Source organism: Rhodanobacter lycopersici, from assembly GCF_040812335.1.
Lineage (GTDB): Bacteria > Pseudomonadota > Gammaproteobacteria > Xanthomonadales > Rhodanobacteraceae > Rhodanobacter_A > Rhodanobacter_A lycopersici.
The window spans coordinates 24,105-49,624 of the sequence record NZ_JBFOHK010000003.1 but is presented as its reverse complement, the minus strand read 5'-3'; the positions used below and the strand labels follow the sequence as shown (position 1 = coordinate 49,624).

Annotated in this window: 28 protein-coding genes and 1 tRNA gene; 12 read left to right on the top strand and 17 right to left on the bottom strand. The window is 67.5% G+C overall.

Annotated features, from left to right (window positions below):
• The first annotated feature begins 400 nt into the window (after positions 1 to 400).
• The 3 genes from ABQJ54_RS11645 (at position 401) to ABQJ54_RS11635 (ending at position 1,269) form a co-directional block, all read left to right on the top strand.
• Entirely contained in the window at positions 401 to 766 is a 366-nt protein-coding gene (locus ABQJ54_RS11645) for a BON domain-containing protein (protein ID WP_367854478.1), read from the top strand.
• Positions 766 to 963, top strand: a complete 198-nt coding sequence (locus ABQJ54_RS11640) for a CsbD family protein (RefSeq protein WP_367854477.1) — start codon at positions 766 to 768, stop codon at positions 961 to 963. The genes ABQJ54_RS11645 and ABQJ54_RS11640 overlap by 1 nt, the downstream gene beginning before the upstream one ends.
• A 141-nt stretch (positions 964 to 1,104) precedes the next feature.
• Entirely contained in the window at positions 1,105 to 1,269 is a 165-nt protein-coding gene (locus ABQJ54_RS11635) for a DUF1328 domain-containing protein (RefSeq protein ID WP_367854476.1), read from the top strand.
• Positions 1,270 to 1,496: 227 nt separating this feature from the next.
• On the opposite strand, the gene prmC is transcribed toward ABQJ54_RS11635, so the two are convergent.
• The 3 genes from prmC to ABQJ54_RS11620 form a co-directional block, all read right to left on the bottom strand.
• Positions 1,497 to 2,327 (bottom strand): peptide chain release factor N(5)-glutamine methyltransferase, encoded by an 831-nt coding sequence (prmC, locus tag ABQJ54_RS11630; RefSeq protein ID WP_367854475.1) that lies wholly within the window; start codon positions 2,325 to 2,327, stop codon positions 1,497 to 1,499.
• Between the two features lie 88 nt (positions 2,328 to 2,415).
• The gene (locus tag ABQJ54_RS11625) at positions 2,416 to 3,426 is read right to left on the bottom strand and encodes a hypothetical protein (RefSeq protein ID WP_367854474.1); all 1,011 of its coding nucleotides are present in this window, start codon (positions 3,424 to 3,426) and stop codon (positions 2,416 to 2,418) included.
• A 77-nt stretch (positions 3,427 to 3,503) separates the two neighbouring features.
• A complete protein-coding gene (locus ABQJ54_RS11620) occupies positions 3,504 to 6,185 on the bottom strand; it encodes a M1 family metallopeptidase (RefSeq protein ID WP_367854473.1) in 2,682 nt (893 codons plus the stop codon).
• Positions 6,186 to 6,349: 164 nt separating this feature from the next.
• Here ABQJ54_RS11620 and oxyR point away from each other — a divergent pair, with 164 nt between their 5' ends.
• The 4 genes from oxyR to ABQJ54_RS11600 all read left to right on the top strand — a co-directional run bounded on the left by oxyR (position 6,350) and on the right by ABQJ54_RS11600 (position 10,167).
• A complete protein-coding gene (gene oxyR / locus ABQJ54_RS11615; protein ID WP_367854472.1) occupies positions 6,350 to 7,330 on the top strand; it encodes a DNA-binding transcriptional regulator OxyR in 981 nt (326 codons plus the stop codon).
• Between the two features lie 109 nt (positions 7,331 to 7,439).
• Complete coding sequence (locus ABQJ54_RS11610; RefSeq protein ID WP_367854471.1) at positions 7,440 to 7,859, top strand: rubrerythrin family protein; 420 nt, start codon at positions 7,440 to 7,442, stop codon at positions 7,857 to 7,859.
• Positions 7,860 to 7,942: 83 nt separating this feature from the next.
• Positions 7,943 to 9,286: a heterodisulfide reductase-related iron-sulfur binding cluster gene (locus tag ABQJ54_RS11605; RefSeq protein WP_367854470.1), complete on the top strand. Its 1,344-nt coding sequence runs from the start codon at positions 7,943 to 7,945 to the stop codon at positions 9,284 to 9,286.
• Between the two features lie 299 nt (positions 9,287 to 9,585).
• The gene (locus tag ABQJ54_RS11600) at positions 9,586 to 10,167 is read left to right on the top strand and encodes a DUF3501 family protein (protein ID WP_367854469.1); all 582 of its coding nucleotides are present in this window, start codon (positions 9,586 to 9,588) and stop codon (positions 10,165 to 10,167) included.
• Between the two features lie 3 nt (positions 10,168 to 10,170).
• On the opposite strand, the gene msrA is transcribed toward ABQJ54_RS11600, so the two are convergent.
• The 3 genes from msrA to ABQJ54_RS11585 all read right to left on the bottom strand — a co-directional run bounded on the left by msrA (position 10,171) and on the right by ABQJ54_RS11585 (position 11,761).
• Positions 10,171 to 10,827 (bottom strand): peptide-methionine (S)-S-oxide reductase MsrA, encoded by a 657-nt coding sequence (gene msrA, locus ABQJ54_RS11595; protein WP_367854468.1) that lies wholly within the window; start codon positions 10,825 to 10,827, stop codon positions 10,171 to 10,173.
• Between the two features lie 52 nt (positions 10,828 to 10,879).
• Positions 10,880 to 11,398, bottom strand: coding sequence for an adenine phosphoribosyltransferase (locus tag ABQJ54_RS11590; RefSeq protein WP_367854467.1), 519 nt, complete (start codon positions 11,396 to 11,398; stop codon positions 10,880 to 10,882).
• A gap of 78 nt (positions 11,399 to 11,476) precedes the next feature.
• Positions 11,477 to 11,761: a putative signal transducing protein gene (locus tag ABQJ54_RS11585; protein ID WP_367854466.1), complete on the bottom strand. Its 285-nt coding sequence runs from the start codon at positions 11,759 to 11,761 to the stop codon at positions 11,477 to 11,479.
• A 134-nt stretch (positions 11,762 to 11,895) separates the two neighbouring features.
• On the opposite strand from ABQJ54_RS11585, the gene ABQJ54_RS11580 reads away from it, so the two are divergent.
• From ABQJ54_RS11580 to ABQJ54_RS11560, 5 genes are all read left to right on the top strand, one after another.
• On the top strand, positions 11,896 to 12,951 hold the full coding sequence (locus ABQJ54_RS11580; protein WP_367854465.1) for a diguanylate cyclase: 1,056 nt from the start codon (positions 11,896 to 11,898) through the stop codon (positions 12,949 to 12,951).
• An 81-nt stretch (positions 12,952 to 13,032) separates the two neighbouring features.
• A complete protein-coding gene (locus ABQJ54_RS11575) occupies positions 13,033 to 14,793 on the top strand; it encodes a glutamine--tRNA ligase/YqeY domain fusion protein (RefSeq protein WP_367854464.1) in 1,761 nt (586 codons plus the stop codon).
• Between the two features lie 7 nt (positions 14,794 to 14,800).
• Positions 14,801 to 15,361, top strand: coding sequence for a deaminase (locus tag ABQJ54_RS11570; RefSeq protein WP_367854463.1), 561 nt, complete (start codon positions 14,801 to 14,803; stop codon positions 15,359 to 15,361).
• On the top strand, positions 15,358 to 16,080 hold the full coding sequence (locus tag ABQJ54_RS11565; RefSeq protein ID WP_367854462.1) for a TVP38/TMEM64 family protein: 723 nt from the start codon (positions 15,358 to 15,360) through the stop codon (positions 16,078 to 16,080). The genes ABQJ54_RS11570 and ABQJ54_RS11565 overlap by 4 nt, the downstream gene beginning before the upstream one ends.
• A 75-nt stretch (positions 16,081 to 16,155) precedes the next feature.
• The gene (locus ABQJ54_RS11560; RefSeq protein WP_367854461.1) at positions 16,156 to 17,151 is read left to right on the top strand and encodes a YncE family protein; all 996 of its coding nucleotides are present in this window, start codon (positions 16,156 to 16,158) and stop codon (positions 17,149 to 17,151) included.
• Positions 17,152 to 17,249: 98 nt separating this feature from the next.
• Here ABQJ54_RS11560 and ABQJ54_RS11555 read toward each other — a convergent pair.
• From ABQJ54_RS11555 to ruvB, 11 genes are all read right to left on the bottom strand, one after another.
• Positions 17,250 to 17,325: transfer RNA gene (locus tag ABQJ54_RS11555), tRNA-Lys, on the bottom strand.
• 61 nt (positions 17,326 to 17,386) lie between these two features.
• On the bottom strand, positions 17,387 to 18,082 hold the full coding sequence (gene queC / locus ABQJ54_RS11550) for a 7-cyano-7-deazaguanine synthase QueC (protein WP_367854460.1): 696 nt from the start codon (positions 18,080 to 18,082) through the stop codon (positions 17,387 to 17,389).
• Between the two features lie 147 nt (positions 18,083 to 18,229).
• The gene (gene queE, locus ABQJ54_RS11545) at positions 18,230 to 18,886 is read right to left on the bottom strand and encodes a 7-carboxy-7-deazaguanine synthase QueE (protein WP_367854459.1); all 657 of its coding nucleotides are present in this window, start codon (positions 18,884 to 18,886) and stop codon (positions 18,230 to 18,232) included.
• A 42-nt stretch (positions 18,887 to 18,928) separates the two neighbouring features.
• Positions 18,929 to 19,753 carry a tol-pal system protein YbgF gene (gene ybgF / locus ABQJ54_RS11540; RefSeq protein ID WP_367854458.1) on the bottom strand — a complete coding sequence of 275 codons (825 nt, stop codon included), beginning with the start codon at positions 19,751 to 19,753 and terminating at the stop codon, positions 18,929 to 18,931.
• Positions 19,754 to 19,795: 42 nt separating this feature from the next.
• Positions 19,796 to 20,305, bottom strand: coding sequence for a peptidoglycan-associated lipoprotein Pal (gene pal, locus ABQJ54_RS11535; protein WP_367854457.1), 510 nt, complete (start codon positions 20,303 to 20,305; stop codon positions 19,796 to 19,798).
• 241 nt (positions 20,306 to 20,546) lie between these two features.
• A complete protein-coding gene (gene tolB, locus ABQJ54_RS11530) occupies positions 20,547 to 21,869 on the bottom strand; it encodes a Tol-Pal system beta propeller repeat protein TolB (RefSeq protein ID WP_437343346.1) in 1,323 nt (440 codons plus the stop codon).
• An 8-nt stretch (positions 21,870 to 21,877) separates the two neighbouring features.
• A complete protein-coding gene (gene tolA / locus ABQJ54_RS11525) occupies positions 21,878 to 22,822 on the bottom strand; it encodes a cell envelope integrity protein TolA (protein ID WP_367854456.1) in 945 nt (314 codons plus the stop codon).
• Positions 22,809 to 23,270: a protein TolR gene (gene tolR / locus ABQJ54_RS11520; RefSeq protein ID WP_367854455.1), complete on the bottom strand. Its 462-nt coding sequence runs from the start codon at positions 23,268 to 23,270 to the stop codon at positions 22,809 to 22,811. Before tolR ends, tolA begins: the two co-directional genes overlap by 14 nt.
• A gap of 13 nt (positions 23,271 to 23,283) precedes the next feature.
• Positions 23,284 to 23,967 (bottom strand): protein TolQ, encoded by a 684-nt coding sequence (tolQ, locus tag ABQJ54_RS11515; protein WP_367854454.1) that lies wholly within the window; start codon positions 23,965 to 23,967, stop codon positions 23,284 to 23,286.
• A 31-nt stretch (positions 23,968 to 23,998) separates the two neighbouring features.
• Positions 23,999 to 24,409, bottom strand: coding sequence for a tol-pal system-associated acyl-CoA thioesterase (gene ybgC / locus ABQJ54_RS11510; RefSeq protein ID WP_367854453.1), 411 nt, complete (start codon positions 24,407 to 24,409; stop codon positions 23,999 to 24,001).
• On the bottom strand, positions 24,402 to 25,451 hold the full coding sequence (gene ruvB / locus ABQJ54_RS11505) for a Holliday junction branch migration DNA helicase RuvB (protein WP_367854452.1): 1,050 nt from the start codon (positions 25,449 to 25,451) through the stop codon (positions 24,402 to 24,404). The genes ybgC and ruvB overlap by 8 nt, the downstream gene beginning before the upstream one ends.
• Between the last annotated feature and the right edge of the window lie 69 nt (positions 25,452 to 25,520).

Below are 25,520 nucleotides of genomic sequence, written 5' to 3'. Positions count from 1 at the left end.
CGCATGCACTCCGGCCCCGCAGCCAAGCCCGGCTACCAGACACGGACAACCCGAATACGGGGGCGCCGCACAGGCCGCCACTGTGGCGGTGCCGGTCCGTGCAGTGGCACGGCAACGAGCCTCAACAACAGACCGCATTCAAATGTCATGCACGCCTGACACCGATCCCGATGGGCCTTTCGCGCATGAATGCCGCTTGATTCACTCGACGAATAATTCACCCTCACCTAACCCTCCGCCCTCTATCAGTGGAGCCGTACCGTTTCGCTGCGCACGCAAATCGGTCGCGAAACGAGACATTCGCAAAGCGGTTCCGATGCCTGCGGCATCACATCGCAAACGGCATATGCCGCCGCTTTCCGCGCCGTCGGAAAATCCACTTTCGAGATGGGAGGTCATCATGAAAACCTCAGTCACCCTGTCAGTCATGGCTTTTGCAGTGGCCACTGCCATGGGCTCGTTCGCCGGCATGGCACAAGCGCAAGACAGGCCGGCCAGCGACCACTCCACCAATCTGGGCCAGGCCGGCAGCGATACCTGGATCACCACCAAGGTGAAAACCGAGCTGGCAACCACCAAGGGAGTCTCCAGCAGCGAAGTTTCCGTCAGCACCGTCGATGGCGTAGTCACCCTCACCGGCGTGCTTCCCACCAAGATCGCAGTGAACAAGGCGGTGGCCGCGGCCAAGAGCATCAAGGGCGTGCAGAGCGTCGACGCCTCGGGCCTGAAGGTGAAGCGACCCACTTCCCAACATGGAGAATCCTGATGAACGAAGACAAGCTGAAGGGCCAGTGGAAACAGCTCCATGGCAAGCTCAAATCCCGCTGGAGCAAGCTGACCGATGACGACATCGGTGTGGCCGACGGCAACGCCGAGTATCTCGTCGGAAAACTGCAGGAACGCTACGGCATTGCCAGGGACGAAGCGATGAAGCAGCTGCGGGACTTCAATTCCGGCCTGTGATTGCAACCATCCACTTCGCGGTGCTGGAGAGGAAGGTGATCCTCGGCCACCCACCACAAAGCCTCTCAAGTTGCAGCATGAACGGGCATAAATCCACGATTGCGGCACCGAAATCCGCATGACGGGCCACGGGAGAAAATCATGCTCTATTACGCAATAGTCTTTCTGGTCATCGCGCTGGTCGCCGGCTTCTTCGGATTTTTCGGCATCGCCGGCCTCGCCGCGAGCATCGCCAAGATCCTGTTCGTCGTCTTCATCATCCTGTTCATCGTGTCGTTGATCTTCGGGCGCCGCCGGCCACTCTGACGAAGGCCGCCACGCCTCGTGATTCGCCGTCCCCCGGGAATCGCGAAAGCCGCCGTCCCCGGTGCGTGCCGGGGACGGCGGCTTTTCTCATGGCGCGATCTTCGCGTTGAAACACGAGGAGCCCGGATCGCACCGCTCGCTTTCTTTGCTGTCTGCGCGCTGTCGACGTCGATCGACGCATCAGGACACGCGGCGCCACTTCAGATCCAGGCCGCACTCGTCCAGGATCAGTCGCCGGCTTTTCTTCCGCCGCTCACCCGGTCGCGCGCTTCCAGATCCTGCGCGGTAAACACCTGCGCATAACCCGCCGCGCGCAGCAGCGCGCGGGCGACGTCGCCCTGGTTCCAGCCGTGCTCGAACAATAGCCAGCCGCCGGCTTCGAGATACGCGGGCGCCCCGGTGACGATGCGGCGGATGTCGTCCAGGCCATCCGCGCCTGACGCCAACGCCGTGGCCGGCTCGTAGCGCAAGTCGCCCCGAGCGAGATGCGGATCGGCTGCCTCGATGTACGGCGGGTTGGAAACAATCAGCGCAAAACGTTCGCCCGCCAGCGGCGCCAGCCAGTCGCCCTGGACGAAACGCACGTTGTCGGTCCCCAGCCGCTGCGCGTTGCGGCGCGCCACCGCCAGTGCGTCCGCGCTCGCATCCGTGGCCAGCACGCGTGCGCGCGTGCGCTCGCTGGCGATCGCCAGTGCGATCGCACCGCTGCCGGTGCCGAGATCGGCCACGTGGGCCACGGCATCGCGCGGCAGGCGCTCCAGCGCCAGTTCCACCAGCAGTTCGGTCTCCGGGCGCGGGATCAAGGTGGCCGGCGTGACCTCCAGCTCCAGCGTCCAGAAGCCGCGCCGCCCTGTGAGATAGGCCACCGGCTCACCGGCTTCGCGGCGCGCGACCAACGCCGCGAATGCCTGTTGCGCCTCAACCGGCAAGGCATCGCCAGCGTGGGCGACCAACCAGCTCCGCGACCTGCCCAGCACGTGCAGCAGGAGGGCCTCGGCGTCGGCGCGCTCGCCCAGGCTTGCCGTGGATTCGTGCAGCGATTGGCGCACCGTGGTCATTGTCGCAGTCTACGCGATGCCCGGGCAGCGACGGCGCCCGGAGTCCGACACATCCGTCGCATCCGGCTTGCGCATACGTTGCCGGACTTCACTCCGAAACCGCCAGCACGCATTCGTCTGCGCCGCAGCTGCTGCAGCAGACAGGAAAGGTCGACAAGCCTCCCGGCGCAATAGCCGGACCCAGCAGGCCTTCCAGCATGCCGCTGAAGAAACCGCAGCCTGAGCGGCCGTCTTCGGTGCACAACGGGCTGTGCCGAATATGCAGCTGCCTCCCCTGCAAGTCGACCTCGGCGAACGCGTGCAGCGCGGGCACGCCGATGGCGGCGAGCGCCGCATCCAGGTCCAGTCCGGTGTCCAGGGCGTACTCGCGCGCGAACAGCCACGCACCTACGCGCTGCCCCGCCAGTTGCAGCGTGGATTCGCGCGCACCGGCGGCGACGGTGCACGCCAGCGCCAGCAGGCGCGGCACGATGCGCGGGTAGTCGTGTTCCAGCGCGGCCAGCGCCTGCTCGACCGCCGCCACATCCGCTTCCAGCGCCGCCACTTCGACGAACGGCGCAGACACCGGCTCTGCCGGCTTGGGGGCGGGTGGCGGCGTGCGCGGTTGGATCGGCGCGAAATCCTCGAACGATTCCGGCGATGACGCCTCCGCCACAGTCTCGGCGGGTGGCGCCGCTGTATCCGCGCCCGCTTCCGCCACACATTCGTCGACGGCTTCCTCCGTCGACGCGGCGACCGGCGCGGGCGACGGTGCCGGCGGCGGCACGTAGCCGCTGGCGACCTTGCGCGTGGCGGCGAAATGCGGGCGCGACTCGCCCTCCACGAAGGATCCGAGCTCGAAGCTGGTCAGGCGCTCGCAACCCTCCAGCGCTGTTCGCAGCGCCCGCTTCCTGAACCACGAACCGCGCACCACCATGGTCAGCAGGATGCCGTGCGGGTCCTGCACCAGGCGCTGCCGCACCAGGGTGAAACCGCAGCTGCCGGCCAACCGGCCGACTTCGATGAGCAGGCCCTCGCGTTGCAGCGCGAGCGCCTGGATTTCCAGCTCGACCATCAGTCCCCCTGTGTGCGATGCCGGTGCGTCGGATTGTGCGCCCATGCTACGACACGGCGGGCCACGCCCGAAAACGACAAGCCCCGCCAAAGCGGGGCTTGTCGGTCCAGCTGACGGGATGGTCAGCGCAGGATCGAGGCCGGATCTTGTTTGGCCTGCAGCGCCGAGCACAGCTCGATCGACTCGGTGGTCTGCGCCAGGCCGCGGGCGATGCCGGCGGCGTCGTCCATGCGCGGCTTGAAGAACGCCTGCAGGCGCTGCGCCTCGGCGGTAGAGCAGCCGCCACCCGCGGCCAGCATCGGCAGGTAACCGCCGGCGAAGCTGCCGGTGCGCTTGAGGATCTGCGGGTAGTGGCCGGTGAACCAGGTCCACATCGCATCGCGCTGGGCTTCGGTGTCTCGGCCGGCACGCAGCAGCGAGGCCATCTCGCCCACCTTGACCGGCTTGCTCAGCGCGAAGTCGCGCACCTGCTCGGTGAGTGCGGGGTCCTCGACGCCGGCCAGGCCGCCCAGGATGCCGTTGCGCAGCGCCGGGTCGCTGGTCTGCGGCAGCTCGGCGATCAGCGCATCCACCGCCCCCTTGCCCTGCGTCTGCACGGCCACGCCCAGCGCGTCGCCGAGCAGGTCGGGGTTGGCAGCGGCGAGGTCGAGGCGACCGGCGGCGTTCTTCTTCAGCGCCGCCTCGCCCTGCTGGAGCAAGGCTGCACGCACCGCGGGCAGCTTGTAGTCGAAGGCCAGCGCACTGGCGAGCGTGCTGCGCAGCAGGGAATCGTCCTCCGACTCGCCCGGCTTGCGCTGGTAGCCCAGCGATTCGAGCTTCGGCAGGTAGGCGGCCTTCACCCAGTCCGCGACACGGGCGCGCTGGGCGTCGGTCTTCGCCACGTGGTGATAGATCCAGCTCACATGTCCCAGCGGGGCGGTGAACACCTGGGGCGTCCTGGATTCGGTGAGCGGCTGCAGCGCGGCGAGCACCTGGCCGGCATCGAGGTCTCCGTGCTGGAAGCTGGCACCGATCGCATCGGCATACGCGAGCTGCTCGGCGTCGCTGAGCTTGGCGACTTCCTTCACCAGTGCGGCAAGCTCGCTCTTGTCGAGGCTGAAGCGGTAGTAGCCGGCGGCGTTCGCGTTCGGCATCACCCAGGTCGGGTTGCTGGCGCCCGCGAGCACCATCGAGCCGGTGGCCTTGTCCAGCATGTCGCAAGTCACCTTGCTGCCGTCGGCGGTGCCGTAGCGCACGCACACCGGCACGCCCCAGATGCGCTGGCTGTCGCCGCGGCTGCCCAGCGGCAGGTAGCGGCTCTGCTTCAGCTCCAGCACGGTCTGGCCATTCTTGTGCTCCAGCTTCGTTTGCACGTAGGGCACGCCCGACTGGTCGAGGAAGCTCTTGAACGCGTGCTTGAACGCGTCGCCCTTGCCCGCCGCGGTGGCGATCGCGCCGACCAGGTCGTCCGCGTCCGCGTTGCCGAACTTGTGCGCCTGGATGTAGGCGCGCATGCCCTTCTGGAAGGTCTGCTCGCCCACGTAGTTCTCGAACATGCCGATCACCGAGGCACCCTTCTGGTAGGTGATACCGTCGAAGGCGGTCTCGATGTCGCCGTTGCCGGTGATCGGCTGGCGGATCTTGCGCGCGCTGACCAGGCTGTCGTTGGCCATCGCGCCTTGCGCGCCGCGCACGCGGTCGAGGTCGGCGCGGTACTCGGGGTGGACTTCCTCGGTGACCTTCTCCTGCATCCAGGTGGCGAAGGCCTCGTTGAGCCAGATGTCGTTCCACCAGGCCAGCGTCACGGTGTCGCCGGTCCACTGGTGGGCCAGCTCGTGCGCGGTGACGTTGAACGAGCCGCGCACGTTGCGTGCCGGCGAATCCTTGTCGAGCAGCAGCAGCCAGTCGCGGAAGGTGACCAGGCCCGCGTTCTCCATCGCGCCGGCGGAGAAGTCCGGCGCGGCGAGCACGTCCAGCTTGTCCCACGGGTAGCCGAAGCCGTAGTAGTTCTCCAATGCATGGATGATGCTCGGCGTCTCGGAGATCACGTGGCTCATGCGGTGCGCCTCGCCGGCGGCGGCGATGCCGCGCAGCGGCAGCGGCTTGCTGCGGTAGGCGTCGGGCGAGATTTCTGCGGTCGGCGTGATGTCCCACGGGCCGACGGCGAAGGCCACCAGGTAGGTGGGCAGCGGCAGGGTCTGCGCGAAGGTCACCGTCTTCCAACCCTTGCCGGCGGGCTTCTCGCTCATCTGCTGCGTGTTCGCCACCGCCACGTCCTTCTCAGGCAAGGTGATGGAGATGTCGAACGGCGTCTTGAAGCCCGGCTCGTCGAAGCTCGGGAACGCGAAGCGCGCGCTGATCGGCTCCATCTGCGTCATCGCGTAGGGCTGCCCCTTGGCGGTGACCTTGTAGAGGCCCTGCAGCTGCGCGTTGAGCGGCGCGGTGTAGTCGAACTTCAGCGTGATCTCGCCGGGCTGCAGCGTGCTGCCGAAGTCCACGCGCACCACGCCGGCCTTCGGGTCCGCATCCACGTACTTCGCCTCGTGCGCATGGCCCCTGGCGTCGGTGACCGTCACCTTCGACACTTTCAGCTCGGCGCCATCCAGCCACACGTGATCGGAAGCCTGGGCAAGTTTCACCTTGATCGTGGTGGTGCCGGAGAAATCGGTCTGCGCCGGATCCACCTTGAACGCGATCTGGTAGGACTGCGGCACCGCCCAGGACGGCAGGCGCCCCTCGGGTGCCTGGTCGGCGCCGGCGGCGAACGCCAGACCGCAGCTGGCGGCCAGCGCGGTGAGCAGGAATGGACGGATATGGCGACGCATGGCGGTTTCCCCGGATAGGTACAGGACTCCCCACGCTAGGTGGCGCATGACTTTGCACACAGTGCCATAAGACATGGCTGCGGTGGCCGATCACCCGGTGCTTGCACATACCTTGCCAATGGTTAACATGCCCTTCATAGACTCGATCTATCGGTGAGCATGCCATGAACCTGCGCGACCTGCACTATCTGGTGGCCCTCGCCGAGCAGCGCCATTTCGGCCGCGCGGCGGAGGCCTGCTTCGTCAGCCAACCCACGCTGTCTACCCAGATCAAGAAGCTGGAGGAAGAACTGGGCGTGGCGCTGGTGGAACGCACGCCGCGCAAGGTGCTGCTCACCGACGTGGGCCGCGAGATCGTGGCGCGTGCGCGCGACGTGCTGAACGAGGTGGAGCAGATCAAGGGCATCGCGCGGCGCACGCTCGATCCCGAATCCGGCACGGTGCGGCTGGGCATCTTCCCCACGCTCGGCCCCTACCTGCTGCCGCACGTGGTGCCGCTAGTGCGCAAGCGCTTCCCGCGGCTGGAACTCTTGCTGGTGGAGGAGAAGACCGAGGAAGTGCTGCGCCGCCTGCGCGAAGGCCGGCTCGACGCCGGCATCCTCGCCCTGCCGGTCCACGACGACAGCCTGCACGCGGAATTCCTGTTCGAGGAACCGTTCCTGCTGGCGGTGCCGCAATCGCATCCGCTGGCGAAGCGCCCCTCGCTGAAGCTGGCCGACCTCGGCGACCAGAGCCTGCTGCTACTGGAGGACGGCCACTGCCTGCGCGACCAGGCGCTGGAGGTCTGCCACCTCGCCGGCGCGGGCGAGAAGAGCGGCTTCCGCGCCACCAGCCTGGAGACGCTGCGCCAGATGGTGGCCGCCGACGTGGGCATCACCCTGCTGCCCACGCTGGCGGTGAAGCCGCCGGTGGCGCAGGCACCGAACGTGCAGCTAGTCGAATTCCGCGGCAGCCATCCGCCCAGCCGGCGCATCGCGATGCTGTGGCGCAAGAGCTCGGCGATGGGCGGCTTCCTCAGGCAGCTCGCCGGCGTGTTCTGCGAGCTGCCGAAGGGCCTGCTCGATCCGCACGATGCGGTCATGCCGGCTCCGGCCGCGAACGCGCGCGCCAAGCCGCGGCGCGATAGCCGGCAACGATCGTCCTGATAAGCACAATCAATTTCAACGAAACCCGCCGCAGCGCTAGGCTCGGTAGGTCGCGACCGCCAGGCCGCTCCCGCATTGCCCTCCCAGCCCGACGCCACGAGGTGATGTCATGAGCAAGCTGAAAGGCTCGAAGACCGAGCAGAGTCTGAAAGACGCGTTTGCCGGCGAATCCATGGCCAACCGTCGCTACCTCTACTTCGCCGGCAAGGCAGACGTGGAGGGTTACAACGACGTTTCCGCCGTGTTCCGCTCCACCGCCGAAGGCGAGACCGGCCACGCCCACGGTCATTTGGAGTACCTCGAACAGTGCGGCGACCCGGCCACCGGCCTGCCGTTCGGCGAGACCCATGCCAACCTGAAGAGCGCGATCGCCGGCGAGACCCACGAGTACACCGACATGTACCCGGGCATGGCCAAGACCGCGCGCGAGGAAGGCTTCGACGAAGTCGCCGACTGGTTCGAGACGCTCGCCAAGGCCGAGCGTTCGCACGCCAACCGCTTCACCAAGGCGCTGGGCGAACTGGGCTGAGCCGCCTGCCGGCAGCCTTCAGGCTGCCGGCAGGGCCGTCGCAACGTCATGGTCACCGCGCCACGGTGTCCACAGAGATGCCCATGTCGGAACCGGTCGACAGCAACCGCGAAGGCAACCTCGAGGCGCCCACCCGGCACCCGCTGGGGCAGGACGATCCCGCGTTCTGGGACCGGGCCGCGCTCGACGCGGAACTGGAGCGCGTGTTCAACATCTGCCACGGCTGCCGCCGCTGCGTGAGCCTGTGCCACGCCTTCCCCACCCTGTTCGACCTGATCGACGAGTCGACCACGATGGAGATCGACGGCGTGGCCAAGGCCGACTACCCCAAGGTGGTCGAGCAGTGCTACCTGTGCGACCTCTGCTACCAGACCAAGTGTCCGTACACGCCGCCGCACCCGTGGAACGTGGATTTCCCGCACCTGATGCTGCGTGCCAAGGCGGTCGAGTTTCGCGAGCATGACGCGCCACTGTCGGCAAGGATCCTCTCCAACACCCGTGCGGTGGGCAAGCTCGCATCGATCCCGGTGGTGGTCGAGGTGGTCAACGCCGCCAACCGCAACAAGGCAGCACGCAAGCTGCTGCAGAAGACGCTGGGTGTGGATGCCGAGGCACGCGTGCCCGAATACCACGCGCCTACGGCGCGCAAGCGGCTGAAAAAGCTCGACGGCACCGGCGACGCGCGGCCTGCCGGCCGCACAAGCGGCAAGCTGGCGATCTTCGCCACCTGTTACTGTGACCACTCCGAGCCGGGCGTGGTGGAAGACCTCGCCGCGGTGCTGGCGCACAACGCGATCCCGCACCGGCTGGTCGAGCGGGAAAGCTGCTGCGGCATGCCCAAGCTGGAGCTGGGCGACCTGGACACGGTGCGCAAGTACAAGGAGCGCAACCTCTCGGTGCTGGCGCAGATGGCACGCGAAGGCTGGGACTTCACCGCGCCGATTCCCTCCTGCGTGCTGATGTTCAAGCAGGAGCTGCCGCTGATGTTTCCCGACGATGCCGATGTGGCGTTGGTGCGCGAACGCTTCTTCGATCCGTTCGAATACCTCGCCGAACGTCACAGGGCCGGCCTGCTCAGGACCGACTTCCAGGCCTCGCTGGGCAAAGTCGCCTGGCAAGTACCCTGCCACCAGCGCGTGCAGAAGATCGGCCCGAAGACGCGCGAGATCCTGCAGCTGGTACCGGATACCGAGGTGCTCACCATCGAGCGCTGCTCCGGCCACGACGGCACCTACGGCGTGAAGCACAAGACCTACGCGCTGTCGCGCAAACTGGCCAAGCCGGTGGAAAGCCGCGTCGCCCAGGCCGAACCCGCGCACTTCACCAGCGACTGCCCGATGGCCGGCGGCCATATCGCGCACGGCCTCGATGACAAACCGTCGGCCGAGCATCCGCTCAGCCTGCTGCGCAAGGCCTACGGAATTTGAGAGCCTGTTCATGATCTCCAAGCACTCCGCGTTGTCATCGAGTGGCCGTCAGGTGGTAGGGCGTGGTGCCGGCCTGACTGGCCGTCAGGCCAAGCCGCACGCTGCCGCATGGCGGCCACTCGATGGCAACCCTTCCTCGCTCCTCCACGCGGAAAGAGCCCATGGATGTGCTCGGCTTTGGGGAGCGAGGAAAGCCGAATCCATCCATGGACTCTCCCCGCGTGCCCTCCTTCTTCCTTGGCCTGCGCGCAAACAGCTTCCGGCGCGGAGCGCTTGGAGATCATGAACAGGCTCTAACCATGGACAAGCTCGAACGCAGCGACCTGCTCAGCCTGGAGAACTACGCGCTGGAACGCGCCGGGTTCCGTGCCCGCGTGATGGCACACAAGAAGCAGCGCACCGTGCACCTGGGCGGGCACCTCACCCTGATCTTCGAGGATCGCCTGAGCATCCAGTACCAGGTGCAGGAGATGCTGCGCATCGAGCGCATCTTCGAACCCGCCGGCATCCAGGACGAGCTGGATGCCTACAACCCCTTGATCCCGGACGGTGACAACCTCAAGGCCACGCTGCTGATCGAGTACGACGACGTGGAGGAACGCAAGCATGAGCTGGTACGCCTGCGCGGCATCGAGCACGGGATTGCGCTGACCGTGCGCGGCCACTCTCCGGCCATCGCGGTGGCCGACGAAGACATGGAGCGCAGCAACGATGAAAAGACCGCTGCGGTGCACTTCCTGCGCTTCCCGTTCGACGCGGCGCGCATCGCCGCGTGGAAGGCGGGCACACCGGTGACGCTGGCCTGCAGCCTGCCGGCGATGCCGGTCGAGGCAGCGCTGACGCCCGAGCAATGCCGCACGCTGGTCGAGGATTTCGACTGAGGCTCAGATCCTGGGCACGGGTCCGACCGGGCAACTCACGCCTGTGCCACCCAACCCGCAATAACCGTCCGGATGTTTCGACAGGTACTGCTGGTGCTCGTCCTCGGCGTAGTAGAACGGCCCGGCCAGGGCGATCTCGGTGGTGATCGCGCCCAGCCCGGCTTGATCGAGCGCGGTCTGATAGCGCCGGGCGGAAGCCTCGGCAGCGGCCAGCTGGGTCACGTCGGCTGCGTAGATCGCCGAGCGGTACTGCGTGCCGATGTCGTTGCCCTGGCGCATGCCTTGGGTAGGGTCGTGGCTCTCCCAGAACACCCTGAGCAGCTCGTCCAGGCCGATCTGCGCCGGATCGTGGATCACTTGTACCACCTCGGCGTGCCCGGTCATGCCGCTGCACACTTCGCGGTAGGCGGGGTTGGACGTATATCCGCCCGCGTAGCCGGCTGCCGTGCTCCGCACGCCGGGCAGGCTCCAGAACTTGCGTTCGGCACCCCAGAAGCAGCCCATACCGAACCAGATCCGCGCCATGCCGGGATGATCCGCCGCCAGCAACGAACGGCCGAGCACGTGATGCGCCTGCGTCGGCAACACGGTCCGCTCACGTCCCGGCAAGGCCTCGTCGCGACGAGGCATGCGCTGCTTCCAGGCATCGATGCCGATCATGATCCGCAACGCCCCCCGCTACGCCGCCGGCACGGTGCCGGCGGCATGGCGATCAGTAACGCAACAGCGCGTGCAGCGGTTGACCGCCGCTCCAGCGCCCACGTCCGCACAACGCCTCCAGCTCGATGACCACGCTGGCACCCGCGAGTTCGGCGCCGAAACGCGAGATCAGCGCCTGCGCCGCAGCCAGGGTACCGCCGGTGGCCAGCACGTCGTCCACCAGCAGCACACGCTCACCGGGCTTCAGCGCATCGCTGCGCGCCTCCAACCGGTCGCTGCCATATTCCAGCTGGTAGTCCACCGCCAGCACCGGCGGTGGCAGCTTGCCCGGCTTGCGCAACGGTACGAAGCCGGCGCCCAGTGCCTGCGCCAGCGCGGCGCCGAAGATGAAGCCGCGCGCCTCTATGCCGCACACCGCTTGCACGCCGGCCTCCCGCCACGGAGCAGCCAGTGCGGCGATGCACCCGGCGAAGCCGCGGGGATCGGCCAGGAGCGGGGTGATGTCGCGGAACAGCACGCCGCTCCTGGGGAAGTCCGGCACGGCGCGAATCAGTCCGGCGAAAGCATGCATCGTGTTCTCCATGATGGCCGGTCGCGGCATGGGCCGCCGGCATGGGCGCATAGACGCGGGAGTGGGTGGCGGCCCTGCTCAGCAGGGCACGGTCAACGGGTCATCCGGCACATCGCCATCGCCGAATTCGCGCATCGCCTCGCGTGCCTCGGCCAGTTGCGCCTCGACCTCGCGCACGATGCCCTCGGCGATCGCCACACTGGAATCGGGCACCATCACCGCGAGATAGTCCAGCGCCGGCAGCTGGCCCACCCCGCCGGTGAGGTACTCGCCGGCGATGAAGGCGGGAATCTGCGCGTGCTCCAGCGCATCCTTCACCAGATGCGCGTCGAACAGGTTTTCGGCGCGGTAGACGGTATGCATGGTTGCACGCTAGCCCTGCCGCGGGCCCACGACAAGCCCCCGATTTGCCGCCAGTAGCGACATGGCGGCCATCTGCTCTATCGTCGTGCCAACGGCGCCGGTGGCGCCGCAGGACGATGCGGGGGCAACGGTCCATGGGCAAGCGCGACGAAGGCCTGAGGTTCGTGAGCCTGGCTCATCGCCTGCGCGCGCTGGGACTGGGCCTGGGCATGCTGCCAGTGGCGGCCGTGCTGTACCGGCAGCAGGCACCGCTCTGGCTGTGGGCGCTGCTGTTCGCCAACGGCCTGCTGTGGCCGCACCTGGCGTGGCTGCATGCGGTGCGCGCCACCCGGCCCGTACAGCATGAACAGTTCAACCTGATGGTTGATTCGGCGATGCTGGGCGCATGGGTCGCGGTGATGCGGTTCAACCTGCTCCCCTGCGTGCTGCTGGTCTCGATGATGGCGATGGACCGCATCAGTGCCGGCGGCTGGCGGGTGCTGGCCCGTGCGCTGCTGCTGCAGGTCGCGGCCTGCGCACTGGTCGCGTGGCTGACCGGCTTCGCCTGGCAGCCGGTCAGCGACATGTTCGACATCGTCGCCTGCATCCCGATGATGGCGGTCTATCCGGTCTGGCTGAGCACGGTGAACTTCAAGTTCGCCCGCCGCATCCGCCAACAGAACCGCCTGCTGGAACAACTCAACCGCACCGACACGCTCACCGGCCTCGCCAACCGTGCGCACTGGCTGGAGACGGCCGCGCGCGAGATGCACCGCTACCTGCGCAACCAGCGGCCGGCCACGCTGATCCTGCTCGACATCGACGGTTTCAAGCTGGTCAACGACCGCCATGGCCACGCCGCCGGCGACGCCCTGCTGCAGGAGCTGGCCGCGGTGCTGCGCGAGAGCCTGCGCAGCGTGGACACGCCCGGCCGTCTCGGCGGCGACGAGTTCGGCGTGGTGCTGCCGGAAACCGGCCTCGACCGCGCCCGCGAGGTGGCCGAACGGATCCGCCAGCGGGTCGAACGGATCGGACACATCGACGACACACTCGTGCAGCCATGCACCCTCAGCCTCGGCGTGGCGGAAGTGGGACCGCGGCACGCGAACGTGGAAGCCTGGATCAGGCAGGCCGACATCGCGCTGTATCTGGCCAAGACGCAAGGCCGCAACCGGGTCTGCGCCAACCCGCCGGAAGTCGTGGCGCACTGACCCGCCCTGCCCACGCCTTCGGTCGCCGGCAGGGACAGGGTAAACTCCGCGGGTTCCGTTACCTTCCGCGAGTCGTGTCCGATGTCGAGTCCGTCCAGCCCCGCCGAGTCCGCCACCGCCGTCGCGACGGCCGACGGCCCGCGCGACTTCATCCGCCAGATCGTCCGCGAGGATCTGGCCGCGGGCAAGCACGTCGCGATCCACACCCGCTTCCCGCCCGAGCCGAACGGCTACCTGCACATCGGCCACGCCAAGGCGATCTGCCTGTCCTTCGGCATCGCCCGCGAGTTCGGCGGCTGGTGCAACCTGCGGCTGGACGACACCAATCCCGGCAAGGAAGACCCCGAGTTCGTCCAGGGCATCAAGGACGACGTGCGCTGGCTGGGCTACGAGTGGCACGCGCTGCGCCACGCCTCGGATTATTTCGACGTGCTGTACCGCGCCGCGCTCAAGCTGATCGGGGACGGCGTGGCCTACGTGGACGACCTCAGCGCCGAGGAGATGCGCGAATACCGCGGCACGCTCACCGAACCGGGCCGCAACTCGCCGCACCGAGGGCGTTCCATCGCGGAGAACCTCGAACTGTTCCAGCGCATGCGCGCGGGCGAGTTCGCCGACGGCAGCCGCACCCTGCGCGCGAAGATCGACATGGCCGCGGGCAACATCAACCTGCGCGACCCGGCGCTGTACCGCATCCGCAAGGTCACCCACCAGAACACCGGCGACGCCTGGCCGATCTACCCGATGTACGACTTCGCGCACGCGCTGTCCGACGCGATGGAAGGCATCACGCATTCGCTGTGCACGCTGGAATTCGAGGACCACCGCCCGCTGTACGACTGGTGCGTGGACAAGGTCGACCTGCCGAACCATCCGGAGCTGTGGCAGTCGGTGGTCGCTGCCGGGCTGGAGGCGAAGCCCGCCAAGCCGCGCCAGATCGAGTTCTCGCGCCTCAACCTCAGCTACTGCATCACCAGCAAGCGCAAGCTGGCGCAGCTGGTGGCCGAGGGCCATGTGGACGGCTGGGACGACCCGCGCATGAACACCCTGCGCGGCCTGCGCCGGCGCGGCTTCACCCCGGCCGGCATCCGCCTCCTGATCGAGCGCGTGGGCGTCTCCAAGCAGAACAGCGTGATCGACTACGCGATCCTCGAAAACTGCGTGCGCGAGGATCTCGACGCCAGGGCGCCGCGTCGCATGGCGGTGCTCGACCCGCTCAAGCTGGTCATCACCAACCTGCCGGAAGGCCACGCGGAGACGCTGGTCTTCGCCAACCATCCCAAGGACGAGAGTTTCGGTACGCGCGAAGTGCCGTTCGCGCGCGAGCTGTGGATCGAGCGCGAGGACTTCGCCGAAGTACCGCCCAAGGGCTGGAAGCGCCTGGTACCCGGCGGCGAGGTACGCCTGCGCGGCGTGGGCATCGTGAAATGCGAGGAAGTGCTGAAGGACGTCGCCGGCAACGTCACCGGATTGCGCTGCACGCTCGATCCCGAATCCCGCAGCGGCCTGCCGGGCGCCGACCGCAAGGTGAAGGGCACCATCCACTGGGTCAGCGCGCCGCACGCGGCGGCGGCCGAAGTGCGCGTCTACGACCGCCTGTTCAACGTGCCCGCACCGGACGCCGAGGGCGACGGCCAGCCATGGACCGCGCACATCAACCCCGAAGCCAAGCGCGTGGTGCAAGGCTGGGTCGAACCGGCCGCGGCGCAGGCGGAACCGGAGCAGCATTACCAGTTCGAGCGGCTGGGCTATTTCGTGGCCGATCGCGTCGACCACCGCGCCGATGCACCGGTGTTCAACCGCGTGGTGACCCTGCGCGACACCTGGGCCAGGCAGGGCTGAGATCGCGATGTTCCTGCCTATGCAGATCCACCTCACCCTGCCGCCCTGGGTCGAGGAACTGGTCGACGACAGCCGCCGCTACGTCAGCGACGAGGAACGCGTCGGCCTGGCCGTCGCGCTCTCCCGCCGCAACATCGAGCACGGCCCGGGCGGTCCGTTCGGCGCCGCGGTGTTCAACGCGGAAGGGCGCGTGGTGTCGGTGGGCGTGAACCGGGTGGTTCCGCAGACTTGTTCGGTGGCGCACGCCGAGATGATGGCTTACATGAGCGCACAGCAGCGCCTCGCCAGCTTCCGCCTCAACGCCGGTGGCGGACGCTACACGCTGGCCACCAGCGCCCAGCCCTGTTGCCAGTGCTACGGCGCCACAGTGTGGGCCGGCGTCGACGAACTGCTGATCGGCGCGCGCGCCGAGGACGTCGAGGAGCTCACCGAGTTCGACGAAGGTCCGCTGCCTGCCGACTGGATCGGCGAGCTCACGCGCCGCGGCATCGCGGTGCGCCGTGACATCCTCCGCGACGAAGCGCGCGGCGTGCTCGCCGCCTACGGCACCCGCGGCGCATCGTATTGAAACGCCTGCGCGCCGCGCTGCCGCTGATCCTGCTGCTGCTCGCGGGGGTCGTGCTGTACGCCTCCGGTTCGCTGGAGCGGCTGAGTCCGCAGCACCTGGTCACTCACCAGCACGAGCTGCACGCGCATATCGCCGCACACCCCTGGCTGAGCCGGCTGGCCTTCGTCGGCCTGCTCACGCTGGCGATGTCCACCGGCATCCCCGGCACCATCGTGATCATCCTCGCCGGCGGCTTCGCGTTCGGCGTGGTCGACGGCACGCTGTGCTCTTCTGTAGGCCTCACTCTGGGCTCGCTGGTCCTGTACCTCGCCAGCCGCTATGCCTTCGGCGCGGGCACGCGGCCGCCACCGCCATTCGCGGCCCGGCTGCACCACGGCTTCGAACGCCACCCGGTGAGCTACACGCTGTTCCTGCGCTTCGTGCCCGTGATGCCGTTCGGCGCGGTCACCGTGGGACTGGCCTGGCTGCGCTGCCCGTTGTGGTTGTTCCTCGGCGCCAGCTGGCTGGGCGGCACCGTGTCGCTGGTGTTCGAATGCTCGATCGGTGCGGGGCTGGGCGAGGTGCTGGGCCGCGACGGCGCGCTCGACATCGGGCTGCTGCTGCATCCCGCGGTGCTGCTGCCGATGGGCGCCCTCGCCCTGCTGGCCCTGCTGCCGCTCGTGATCGAGCGCCTCACCCGACGCCGGCGGCAGGCCGCGTCGCCTGCCACGCGGGACTGAACGCCCACAGCGTTTGCTAATCATCCGGCGCGCATGCTTGGGCGGACCACTTCGTCCATCCCGCCGGAGCCACCCATGAAACCCCTTGCTTCACTGCTGTTCCTTGTCGTCGGCAGCGCCGCTGCCGCGACAGCTGCCGCCGCTGCGCCGCAGTACGCCGTGCTGCAACGCCATCCACTGGGCGGCAGCGGCGGCTGGGACTACCTCACCATCGATCCGGCCGCGCACCACCTGCTGATCGCCCGCAACGACCGCGTGATGGTGGTGGATACCCGCGACGGCAAGCTGGCCGGCGAAATCCCCGGCATGCAGCACATCCACGGCATCGCGCTGGTACAGAAGCTGCGGCGCGGCTACGTCAGCGACGGCGCCGCCAACAGCGTCCACGTGATCGACCTGGACAGCCTGAAAAACCTGCGCGACATCCCGATCGACGGCCAGGGGCCCGACGCCATCGTGTTCGATCCGGCCAGCGGCCATGTGCTGACCATGAACGGCCACAGCGGCAACGCCAGCGTGATCGACCCGGCCAGCGACAAGGCCATCGCCGACATCGCCCTGCCCGGCCGCCCCGAGTTCGCGGTCAGCGACGGCCGCGGCCACGTGTACGCCAACATCGAAGACAAGAGCGAGTTGGCGCGCATCGACACCAGGACGAACAAGGTCGATGCGGTGTGGAACCTCGCACCCTGCGATTCGCCCAGCGGCTTGGCCATCGACGCGAAGTCCCGCCGCGTGTTCTCGGTCTGCGACAACCAGCTGATGGCGGTCACCGACGCCGACAACGGCCACCAGGTCGCCACCGTGGCGATCGGCAAGGGCCCGGACGCAGCCCGCTTCGATCCGGCCACCCGGCTGGTCTACAGCTCCAACCACGATGGCACGCTGACCATCGTGCACGAGGACGATGCCGACCATTACCGCGTAGTGGCGAATGTGCCTACCCAGGCGGGTGCCCGCACCATGGCGCTGGACCGGGCCACCCATCGCATCTGGCTGGTCACCGCCGCACCCGCACCGCGCCACGCCCCGGTGAAGGACTTCACCGCGCTGGTGGTCGGCCCGCACTGAGACCCGCGGCCGTCTCTGCTTGCAAGAATCAAAAGGGCGGCCACGAATGGCCGCCCTTTCCAGACAAAAAGGAGCGCCCTCGGGCGCTCCTGAAATCCTGGTGGGCCGTGACGGATTCGAACCGTCGACCAATAGATTAAAAGTCTACTGCTCTACCGACTGAGCTAACGGCCCGCGCTCAGGACAAGCGCACAATTTTATGGGCTGGCCGCTGCAGGCACAAGCAACGGACGCCTCAGACGTACCGCGTGGGATCGGGCAGCCCCGCCTCGCGGAAGCCCTGCGCACGCAGGCGACAGGCGTCGCAATGACCGCAGGCGCGACCCTCGGCATCGGCCTGGTAGCAGCTCACGGTGGCCGCGAAATCCACGCCCAGCCGCGCGCCCTCGCGTGCGATGTCCGCCTTGCTCATGCGCATCAGCGGTGCATGGATGCGGATGCCCGCACCTTCCACACCCGCCTTGGTGGCCACGTTGGCCAACTGCTCGAAGGCCTCGATGAAGGCGGGCCGGCAATCGGGGTAGCCCGAGTAGTCCACCGCGTTGACGCCGCACCAGATGTCGGTGGAACCCAGCACCTCGGCCCAGCCCAGCGCGATCGACAGCATGATGGTGTTGCGCGCCGGCACGTAGGTCACCGGGATGTGGCCGTCGCCGTCGTGCGCGTCGTCGTCCAGCGGCACGTCGATATCGGCGGTGAGCGCCGAGCCGCCGATGCGGCGCAGGTCGACGTGCACGGTCTTGTGCTCGACCGCGCCGAGCATCTTCGATACACGCTCGGAGGCCTCCAGCTCGGAGCTGTGGCGCTGGCCGTAGGCGACGCTGAGCGCATGCACCCGGTAACCCTGCTCGCGCGCGATGGCCACCGTGACGGCCGAATCCATGCCGCCGGAGACGAGCACGACGGCCTTGCGGGGAGATGTTTCAGACATGGTTTTCATCCACTGGGGTACGGCCGGTCACCGGCCGGAAAAGCGCATGCGGCGACACAGGCCGCAGCGCGGATTTTCCTGAAGAGTGCGGCCACGGATGGCCGCTTTTTGATTCTCGCGTTCAAGGACGAACGCACTCATTGACTCTCACCTTCCCGGCGTGTCGTTCCAAAGCAGCTTGTGCAACTGCAACTGGAAGCGCACGGGCAGCCTGTCGGCGATGATCCATTCGGCCAGCTCGCGCGGCTCGACCTTGCCCCAAACCGGCGAGAACAACACCATGCAGCGCCGCTCCAGCGCGTGCGTGGCCACCGCGCTGCGTGCCCATTCGTAGTCGGCGCGGCTGGCGATCACGATCTTCACCTGGTCGTTCGGCAGCAGGTGGTCGAGGTTGGACCACAGGTTGCGCGCGGTTTCGCCGGAATCCGGCGCCTTCAGGTCCATCACCTTGCGCACCCGCGGGTCGACCCCGGCCACGTCCAGCGCACCGGAGGTTTCCAGCGAGACCTCGTAGCCGGCGTCGCACAGGCGTTGCAGCAAGGCCAGGCAGCGCTTCTGCGCCAGCGGCTCGCCGCCGGTGACGCAGACGTGATGCGCGCCATGGCTGGCGACCTCGGCGAGGATGTCGTCGATGGCGCGCCATTCGCCGCCATGGAACGAATACGTGGTGTCGCACCACACGCAACGCAGCGGGCAGCCGGTGAGCCGCACGAACACGGTGCGCCAGCCGATCGCATCGGCCTCGCCTTGGATCGAGTGGAAGATCTCGGTGATGCGCAGCCGCTCGGCGACAATCGGGGGCACGGCGTCAACCGCGCTAGTGCTGGTCTCGCTCACCACGCGACCTCAACCAGCCGCGGTCTGGATGCGGCGCAGCCGCTCCTTCGCCAGGCTGGCAGCCTTGGAGCTGGGGTATTTGCTGACCACGGACTCGAGCGTGGCCTTGGCGGCAGGCACCTGCTTCAGTTCGTACTGGCAGTAGCCGACCTTGAGCAGGGCATCGGGCGCCTTCTCGCTCTGCGGGAACTGGCTCAGCAGGTGCTGGAACGCCTCCAGCGCCACCTGGTAGTTGGTGGTGACGTAGTACGACTCGCCCAGCCAGTAGAACGCGTTCGAGGTGAGCGGATGATCCGGGTATTTCTCGATGAACTGGCGGAAATCACGCGAGGCGCCGACGTAGTCGCCACCGCGCAGGGTCTTGAAGGCGGTGTCGTAAGCGGCCTGCGCCGCGGCGTTGTCCGCGGCCGAGAGCGGCTTGCCGCCCTTGGCTGGCGGCGGCGCCTGGGTGGCCGGGGCGGCCGCGCTGGTCGAGGCGGCGGCGCCTGCAGCGGCGGCGCCCGCGGCGGTCGGCGCGCTGCTGCCGGAAGCCGGCGCCGTGCCCGTCTTGCCAACGGCCTCGATGCGTCCCACGCGGGAGTCGAGGTCGATGTACTGATCCTTGCTCTTGTCCTGGAGCTGCTGCAGCTGGTGCTGCAATTCCTCGATCTGGCCCTGCATCTGCTGCAGCTGCGACTGCATCTGCTGCAGCTGGTTGACCATCGCCACGCTGCTCTGGTCCTTGTTCTGCGCCCGCTGCTCAAGCAGGGAGACGCGGTCGGCGAGACTCAGACGCGAGTCCTGCGCGAATACCGGCAGCACGAAAAGCATGGCGGACGCGATTGCGCCCGCCATGCCGATCCTGGCTGCAAGTTTGCCGGCCAGAGGTTTCATCGCTTACTCTGCCGTGTAGACGATCTCGACGCGGCGGTTCTTGCTCCAGCAATCCTCGTTGTGCTCGCGGCACACCGGCTTCTCCTTGCCGTAGGAGATCACGCTGATCTGGCTGGCGGAACCGCCATTGGCCTGCAGCGCGCTGGACACGGCGTTCGCACGACGCTCGCCGAGGCCCAGGTTGTATTCCTTGGAGCCGCGCTCGTCGGTGTTGCCTTCGAGGCGCATCTGGGCCATCGGGCGGTCCTGCAGGTACTTGGCGTGGCAAGCCATGATCTGCTGGAACTCCGGCTTGATCTCGGTCTTGTCGAAGTCGAAGTACACGACGCGCTGGCGCAGGCAGGCATCGGTGTTGAGGTCGGCCGGCGTGTACTTGCCGCTGGTCTCGGCCGGCTGGGTCTGGGCGACAGGCTCGCTGGCCGGAGCCTGCGGCTTGACTTCCTGCTTCTTGGAACAGGCGGCCGCGCCAACGCAAAGCAGGGCGACCAGGGCGACGCGAACGGTCTTATTCATGGTGACGTTCCTTCAAACGTGTTGAGTTCCGGCATACAGTGACGGACTGGTTACGGGACGAAATCGCCGGTGGGCCGGCTGTTGTTTATTTTTGGTGTTGCAAGATCTACGGCGTGTGATGCGCGCCTTCAATGGCTGACCCTGGCGCGCGAAGGCGTTGCGGCCGGCAAAACACACCGGGTGCGCCCCTTGCGGGTCGTCCCCGGCATCGGCCGCCGCACGGATGCGGCGGCACGAAAATTCATTGCTGTCGATACGGTCCCCAAGCAGGATCGCTCACGCTGCCATTGGCAAGCGCGAGACGCTGGCGCACCATGCCGTCGGCCGAGGTGGCATACAGCACGCCGCGCGGGCCTTCGGTGGCACCGTACAACAACATGCTGGCGTTCGGCGCCCAGCTGGGACCGAAATCCAGCGGCCCCGGCGAGAGGTAATGCACCTGCCCGCCCAAGCTTAGATCCATGACTGCAATACGATACACGTTCCCGTTGCTCTGCACCATGGCGAGCTCCTTGCCGTCATAGCTGATGCTGGCATTGGAGTTGGTCTGGCCCTGGAAACTGACCCGCTCGGCGGTGCCGCCACTGGCCGGGATCTTGTAGATCTGGGCGCGGCCGGAGCGGTCGGAAGTGAAATAGATGGACTGGCCGTCCGGAGCCCACACCGGCTCGGTATCGATCGCCAGGTTGTGGGTCAGCCGGGTCTCCTGATGGGTAGCCGTGTCGAGCACGAACAGCTCGAGGTTGCCCACGTAGGAGAGCGCCACCGCCAGTTTCCTGCCGTCGGGCGACCACGCCGGTGCGCCGTTGATGCCCTTGGGATGCGACTCCACCAGCTGACGGGCGCCAGTGGTGAGGTCCTGCACGTAGATCTGGGAGTTGCCGCTCTCGAAGGAAACGTAGGCGATCTTCTTGCCATCGGGAGACCACGCCGGCGACATCAGCGACTCGTGCGAGCGTGCCACCACCTGCGGGTTGTAGCCGTCCGAGTCGGCCACCACCAGCGAATAGGTAGTGTTGTTGCCCAGGCCGACCTGGGTGATGTAGGCGATGCGGGTCCAGAACGCGCCGCGCACGCCGGTGATCTTCTGGTAGATCGCGTCGGCGATCTGGTGCGCCACGCCACGCAGGTCGCCCGCCGGTGCGGTGTAGTAGGCCGCCAGCAGGTTCTGCTGCTTGTTCACATCCCACAGCTCGTAGCTGACCTTCAGCATGCCGCCGCCGGCGTCGGTGATGCTGCCCACCGTGATGTAGTCCTGCTTCAGCAGGCGCCAGGTGGCGAACTTGATGTCCGCGCCCTTGGCCGGGAACTCCACGATGTCGCTCTTGGCCAGCGCGCGGAACTTGCCGCAGCGGTTGAGATCGTTGCGGATCACGTCGGCCACGTCGGTGGGCAACGGCGCCACGCCGGGCTGGGCGAACGGCACCACCGCGATCGGCGTGGCGGTCTTGACGCCGCCGACGATCTGGATGTCGAGTCCTGAGGACTGGGCGGCCGCCGGCCCGGCGAACAGCGCCATCGCGAGCAGCAGGAGGAGGGCGTACAACGGATTCGGTTTGCGCATCAGGCTCATCATTGCGGCGTGAAGGTGAAGGTGAGGTTGCGCTGGAACACGCTTTCGAAACCCTTGTACGGCAAGGTTCTGGTGCGCAGGATCGCATTCTCCACCGAACGCCGACCCACGTCGTCATACGGGCAACTGGGATCGACCGTGGCACTCATCACGTCACCGCCGGGCAACTGCACGATATGCACCTTGCATGGAGCATTAGGCATGTTATCCGGCCTTAACCAATTCGGCGTGACCGCATTCTGAATGGCCGCTGCATATTCGTCGGCGAGGTTGCTGTTCTGGGCATTGTTGCCGGTCTGCCGCTGTGCTGCATTGGGCAGGTCGGCCTGGCCGTTCTCCTGGGCATTCTTGAGGTCGGCCAGCTGCTGCTTGGCCTGCTTCGCCTTGCTGTCCAGCTTCTTGGTCTGTGCCGAAGCGGCATTCATCTGGGCGAGCATCTCGTCGACCTTCTTCAGCTCTTCCTGCTTCTTCTTGGCGGCCGCCTGCGCGTCCAGCTCAGCCTGGCGCTGGCGCTCCTTTTCCTCCTGCACCTTCTTCTCTTCGGCCTGCTGCAGGCCCTGCTCCACCACGCGCTCCTGGTCCTTGACGTCCGGATGCTCGGGCGGCGGCGGCAGCGGCGCCACCTTGGGCGTCATTATGGGCGGCGGCGGAGGCGGCGGCACCGCCGGCGGGGGCGGCACGGTGTTCGGGATCGGCTTGGTCTTCACCGCCTTGGGCGGTGGGCTGCCGGTGGGGCCGATCAGGGTGGCTTCGATCACCGGCCCCTGCAGCTGCAGCGGGCGCGAACAGGTGATCGGGTTCAGCCATGCCGGCAGGTGCAGCGCATTGAAGAACGCCTCGTAGCTGGCGCACGGCAGCACCGCGAGGAACAGGAACGCCACGATGCCCAGGTGCAGCAGGGCGGACAGCACCACCGCCCACGGGGTCGCCTTACGGTCGTCCATGGGACCCCTGACCCTGGCCGGAACCGTCGCCAGGCGTGCTCATCAGGCCAACCTTGTCCACGCCCGCCTGCTGCAGGTCCGCCAGCACCTTGTACACGCCGCCGTAGTTGCCGCCGGTGTCGCCGGCCACCAGCACACTTAGCTGCTGGTTGGCGTCCATGAAGGCCTTGACCTTGGCCTGGAGATCGGCCTCGTCCACCGGCTGCGGTTTGCCGTTGCCTATGATGAGGGCGAGCGTGCCGTCCTTCGCCACCTGAACGACCAGCGAATCCTTCTTGCCCTGCAGCGCCTTGGCATTGGCCTGCGGCAGATTCACGTCGACGTTGGAGTTCAGCATGGGCGTGGTGACCATGAAGATGATCAGCAGCACCAGCATCACGTCGATGTAGGGAACGACGTTGATCTCGGATTTCAGTTTGTAGCGCCGGTGGCGCTTCGCGTTGCGCATGGCAGGACTCCGCTCAGGCCGCGTCGTCGGACTGGATCTGCCGCTGCAGCACGGAGGAGAACTCCTCCTGGAACACGTCGTAGCGCGAGGCGATGCGCTCCACCTTGGTGGCGTAGCGGTTGTAGGCCCACTGCGCGGGGATCGCCGCGAACAGGCCCATCGCGGTGGCGATCAGCGCCTCGGAGATGTGCGGCGCGACCACGGCGATGGTGACGTCCTTCATGTCGCCCAGGCCCTGGAAGGCGCCCATGATGCCCCACACGGTGCCGAACAGGCCCACGTAGGGGCTGATCGAGCCGACGTTGGCGAGGAACTCCAGGCTGCGCTCCAGCACGCCGATCTCGCGCGTGCTGGCCACCTGCATCGCGCGCTCGGCGCCCTCGATCACGCCGCGCGCGTCGTGCGTCTTGCGCTGGCGCTGGCGGGCGAACTCGCGGAAGCCCGACTCGAAGATGGTTTCCATGCCGCCCTCGGCGCCGCGGTGACTCACCTCGCGGAACAGCTGGGCCAGGTCGCCGCCGGACCAGAAGCGCTCCTCGAAGCCCTCCGCATTCTCCAGCGCCGCCTTGGTCTGGCCGTACTTGCGGATGATGATCACCCACGACAGGAAGGAGAACACCAGCAGGATCAGCAGCACGCCCTGCACCGGCAGGCTGGAATTGGCGATCAGTTCGAAAACGTTGAGTCCGCCGTTCATGGGCTTGGGGTACTCCGCACAGGCAGGGTGGTCAGGGAGAAGGTTCGAGGATCAGGTCGGCGGGTATCGCCACGGCGCGCATGCGCCGGGTGTCCACACAGGCCACGCGCACGTTGGCGCGGACCAGGCAGGCACCGTCGGCGCGGGCGATCGTCTGGCCGAAAAGGATACTGGCTGCACGCCGTTCCTTGACAGCCACCGTCACCGTCAGTTCATCGTCCAGCAGGGCGGCGCGCAGGAAATCCAGCTGCATCTCGCGCACCAGGAAGGCCAGGCCGGTGGTCTCCTTGAACGCCATCTGGCCGATGCCCAGCGCGCGCAGCCATTCGGTGCGGGCCCGCTCCAGGAAGCGCAGGTAGCTGGCGTGATACACCACGCCGCCGGCGTCGGTGTCCTCCCAGTACACCCGCACCGGCCAGCGGAAGGGCTCGCGCTCAGCCATCGACGGAACCACCGGCAAACAGGTCGGCCGCCTGCGCCTGACGCGGCGGCGGGTTCAGGCCCAGGTGGCGCCAGGCCCGCGCACTGGCCATGCGGCCGCGCGCGGTGCGTACCAGGTAGCCCTGCTGGATCAGGTAGGGCTCGACCACGTCCTCCAGCGTGCCGCGGTCCTCGCTGAGCGCGGCGGCCAGCGATTCCACGCCCACCGGACCGCCGTCGAAGCTCCCGATGATGGTGCCGAGCATGCGGCGGTCCAGCTCGTCGAGGCCGTCCGGGTCGATCTTCAGCATGTCCAGCGCAGCCTGCGCCGCGGCAAGAGTGATCTGGCCGCCGGCACGCACCTCGGCGTAGTCGCGCACCCGGCGCAGCAGGCGGTTGGCGATGCGCGGCGTGCCGCGCGAGCGGCGGGCGATCTCTTCGGCACCGTCCAGTGCGCAGGCGATGCCGAGGATCTTCGCGGCACGGCGCACGATCGCGGTGAGCTCGTCCACCGTGTAGAACTCGAGCCGCTGCACGATGCCGAAGCGGTCGCGCAACGGGGCCGTAAGCATCCCGGCTCGCGTGGTGGCGCCGATCAGGGTGAACGGCGGCAGGTCCAGCTTGATCGAGCGCGCGGCCGGGCCCTCGCCGATCATGATGTCGATCTGGAAATCCTCCATCGCCGGATAGAGCACCTCCTCCACCACGGGCGACAGCCGGTGGATCTCGTCCACGAACAGCACGTCGTTGGGCTGCAGGTTGGTGAGCAGCGCGGCGAGGTCGCCGGCGCGCTCCAGCACCGGGCCGGAAGTGGAGCGCAGGTTCACGCCCAGTTCGTTGGCGATCACGTGGCTGAGCGTGGTCTTGCCCAAGCCGGGCGGACCGAAGATCAGCACGTGGTCCAGCGCACCGCCGCGCTTGCGCGCCGCCTCGATGTAGATCTCCAGTTGCTCGCGCACCGCCTGCTGGCCGAGGTACTCGGCGAAGCGGCGCGGACGGATCGTCGCCTCCAGCGCCTCGTCGTCGAGCTGGGAGACGGGGGTCACGATGCGTGGTTCAGTCATGGCGCCATTATGGCGGTTTGAGCTCTTGAATGGGGCAAAGAACAAGAGCAGGAGCGCCGTGCCCATGTG